Consider the following 3,193-nt stretch of genomic DNA (forward strand, 5'->3'; position numbering starts at 1 on the left):
TATCAGGTGTTGGTTGTAGCGATTAATTACTGCCTGTTTGCAGGAGAATTATATGAACAAAAAAATATACATTTTATTCGCCCTGACTGCAGGACTGTTTATTTCTGCCCACGCTTCGGAAAACGTGAATACGCCCGAAAATCGCCAGTTCCTGAAGCAGCAGGAAACACTGAGTCAGCAGTTGCGTGAAAATCCGGACACACAACTGCAGGCATGGGCAGAACAGCAGGTCAGGGCGAATCCCCTTCAGCATGCCGATAACCAGTTTCTCGATGAACTGGTCCGTAAACAGCAGGCTGCTCAGAAAGACAAACCACAGCAGGGGGCCGTGTATTTTGTGTCGTTCTCCATTCCCGAAGAGGGACTGAAACGGATGCTGGGAGAAACCCGGCACTACGGCATTCCGGCCACACTGCGGGGCATGGTGAACAATGACCTGAAGACTACCGCTGAAGCCGTGTTGTCTCTGGTAAAAGATGGCGCGACCGATGGTGTTCAGATCGACCCGACGTTGTTTTCACAGTACGGCATCCGCAGCGTGCCGGCCCTGGTGGTGTTCTGCAGCCAGGGGCACGACATCATCCGGGGAAATCTGCGCGTCAGGCAGGCGCTGGAAAAAGTGGCCGCCACGGGAGACTGCCGGCAGGTGGCTCAGGGACTGCTGGACGGCACCGGGGATAAGCCGCAATGAGTTTACCTGCCGGGTATTACCGGATTGACCCGGACATCCGTGCACTGGTGGCCGCGATGAACGTTCACGGATTCCGTACATATGCCTCCTGTCAGGGACATGGTTTCCCTGTTACAAAGCTGCCGCCTTACATTGCCTTTGTCTGTCCGGTAAAAATGGCTGCCCTTCTTGAACGGCGACTGCGGCAGGATGCTGAATCAGCAATACCACGTCTGGCATGGGGATGGTCGGTGAAGGGGGCTTTTAACAGTGACCTTCAGCTCTGTTTCCGGCTTCAGCCGGAAGGTCCGCATTGCTGGTATCACCGGTACTGTCGTCGTTCACTGCGTGCAGACTTCAGGACGCTGATATTGTTACTGAAGTCGTTATCTGAGTAGTAATCCCGGTACGCCAGGAAGCTCCATACACCAAAATCAACACCGTTCTGAAGTTGAGATGACATCACTTCATTCTCCAGTATGGATCAGGTTATGAAAGAAAAGATAAATACCTTTTTCAGGTCTCTGAATGTTAATGACTCCGGAAGACCGCGCAATATTTGTGCAATTGTTTTTTTCCTGAGCTTTTCTGTATTTGCCGACAGCAACAGTGATTACCGGGCAGGTTCCGATTTTGCCCGTCAGATCCAGGGGCAGGGTATTGGCAGTATTCAGAGTTTTAATCCGCAGGAGAGTATCCCCGGGTATAACGCGAACCCGGATGAGACGCAGTATTACGGTGGGGTGACTGCCGGCGGGGATGGCGGTCTGAAAAATAACGGCACCACACAATGGGCAACCAGTGAAACCGGCAAAACCATCACAGAGTCATTCATGAACAAGCCGAAAGACATTCTGTCACCGGATGCGCCGTTTATTCAGACCGGCAGGGATGTGGTGAACCGGGCTGACAGTATCGTGGGAAATACCGGACAGCAGTGCAGTGCGCAGCAGATAAACCGCAGTGAATTCACAAACTATACCTGTGAACGTGACACGATGGTGGAGGAATATTGTTCCAGGACAGCCAGGATCACAGGAGACTGGAAATACACGGATGAATATCGTGAGGTGACGATACCGCACTCACAGTTCCGGTTCAGTATGAACGGTCTGAAACTGGTGTTCAGCGTTACCGTACCTGTTGCCGGGACAGTGGAAAGTGCCTCGCTGTCGGCTCATGCAGGGCTATATTTCCTTAACTCCCGTTACGACTTTATGAACACAGCCTTTAATGTGCAACTGGTTACAGGACAGAGCGGGACTTTCACCATACCTGTGCCCTCCGGATTTTCTGTCACACAGGGGCAGGTTCTGACCGGTAGTGGCTGTACTGCAAACGGTAATTGCCTCCCGCACGGACATGGTGACAGGATGGTCTATGAATCGCTTGTCAGTGGTGCTTCCACCTTTACGCTGAAACTCAGGATGAAGGTCCGTGATAAAGAATGGGTTCCACGGGTGGAGTGGGTGGAGAGTTGTCCGTTTAATAAAGGGGATGGCGTGCTGAAAGGTACTGAGTGTTCAGAGCCGGGGGGGACGAAAACAGGTGTGATGGAAGGTAAAACCTGGAGCATCACACAGGCGTGCTGGGCATACCGGGATAAATATGTCACACAGTCCGCAGATAACGGCACCTGTCAGAAATATGTCGATAATCCGGCCTGTACGCTGGCCTCACGTCAGTGCGCGTTTTATTCCGATGAGGGAAGCTGTCTGCATGAGTATGCCACGTACTCCTGCGAGTCCAGAACATCAGGAAAAGTGATGGTCTGTGGTGGTGATGTCTTCTGCCTTGACGGTGAATGCGATAAGGCGCAGAGCGGAAAAAGCAGTGATTTTGGTGAGGCAGTATCACAGCTGGCTGCGCTTGCCGCCGCAGGTAAGGATGTTGCCGCCCTGAATGGTGTGGATGTCAGGGCTTTCACGGGCGAGGCGAAATTCTGCCGTAAGGCCGCAGCCGGCTTCAGTAACTGCTGTAAGGATGGTGGCTGGGGTCAGGATGTGGGTCTGGCGAAGTGCAACAGCGAAGAAAAGGCGCTGGGAAAGGCAAAGGACAACAAACTGACGGTGAGTGTGGGCGAGTTCTGCTCCCGGAAAGTGCTGGGTGTCTGTCTGCAGAAAAAGCGCAGTTACTGCCAGTTTGATTCGAAGCTGGCGCAGATAGTCCAGCAGCAGGGGCGTAACGGGCAGTTGCGTATCGGGTTTGGCAGCGCAAAAAGTCCTGACTGCCGGGGAATAACCGTGGATGAACTGCAGCGTATTAAGTTCGACCAGCTGGACTTCACTAACTTCTACGAAGACCTGATGAATAACCAGAAAATCCCGGATAATGGTGCGCTGACCGAAAAAGTGAAAGAGCAGATTGCCGGTCAGCTGAAACAGGTGGGGCAGTAAGGTCGGGAAAATAATGAAAGTCATATTCACGTCGAATCGTCTTGTTGATTTTCTTATCCGGCTTGTTATTACAGCAATTGTCATTTCCCCGGTAATTATCTGGTCATGGGATACGGTAAAAGAAACC

At 52.1% G+C, this 3,193-nt stretch carries 4 protein-coding genes; all 4 read left to right on the plus strand.

The features are described 5' to 3' along the window. Window positions 1-52 precede the first annotated feature (52 nt). The gene (gene trbC, locus E0D98_RS22725; RefSeq protein ID WP_001562875.1) at window positions 53-691 is read left to right on the plus strand and encodes a type-F conjugative transfer system pilin assembly protein TrbC; all 639 of its coding nucleotides are present in this window, start codon (window positions 53-55) and stop codon (window positions 689-691) included. Beyond that, window positions 688-1,068 (plus strand): hypothetical protein, encoded by a 381-nt coding sequence (locus tag E0D98_RS22730; protein ID WP_000056343.1) that lies wholly within the window; start codon window positions 688-690, stop codon window positions 1,066-1,068. Before trbC ends, E0D98_RS22730 begins: the two co-directional genes overlap by 4 nt. Window positions 1,069-1,161: 93 nt before the next feature. Continuing rightward, window positions 1,162-3,066 (plus strand): type-F conjugative transfer system mating-pair stabilization protein TraN, encoded by a 1,905-nt coding sequence (gene traN / locus E0D98_RS22735; RefSeq protein WP_047081608.1) that lies wholly within the window; start codon window positions 1,162-1,164, stop codon window positions 3,064-3,066. A 13-nt stretch (window positions 3,067-3,079) separates the two neighbouring features. Beyond that, on the plus strand, window positions 3,080-3,193 hold a 114-nt coding region (gene trbE / locus E0D98_RS22740), incomplete at its 3' end, for a conjugal transfer protein TrbE (protein WP_276320440.1).

This window comes from Escherichia sp. KCJ4928 (assembly GCF_004352695.1).
Lineage (GTDB): Bacteria > Pseudomonadota > Gammaproteobacteria > Enterobacterales > Enterobacteriaceae > ECMA0423.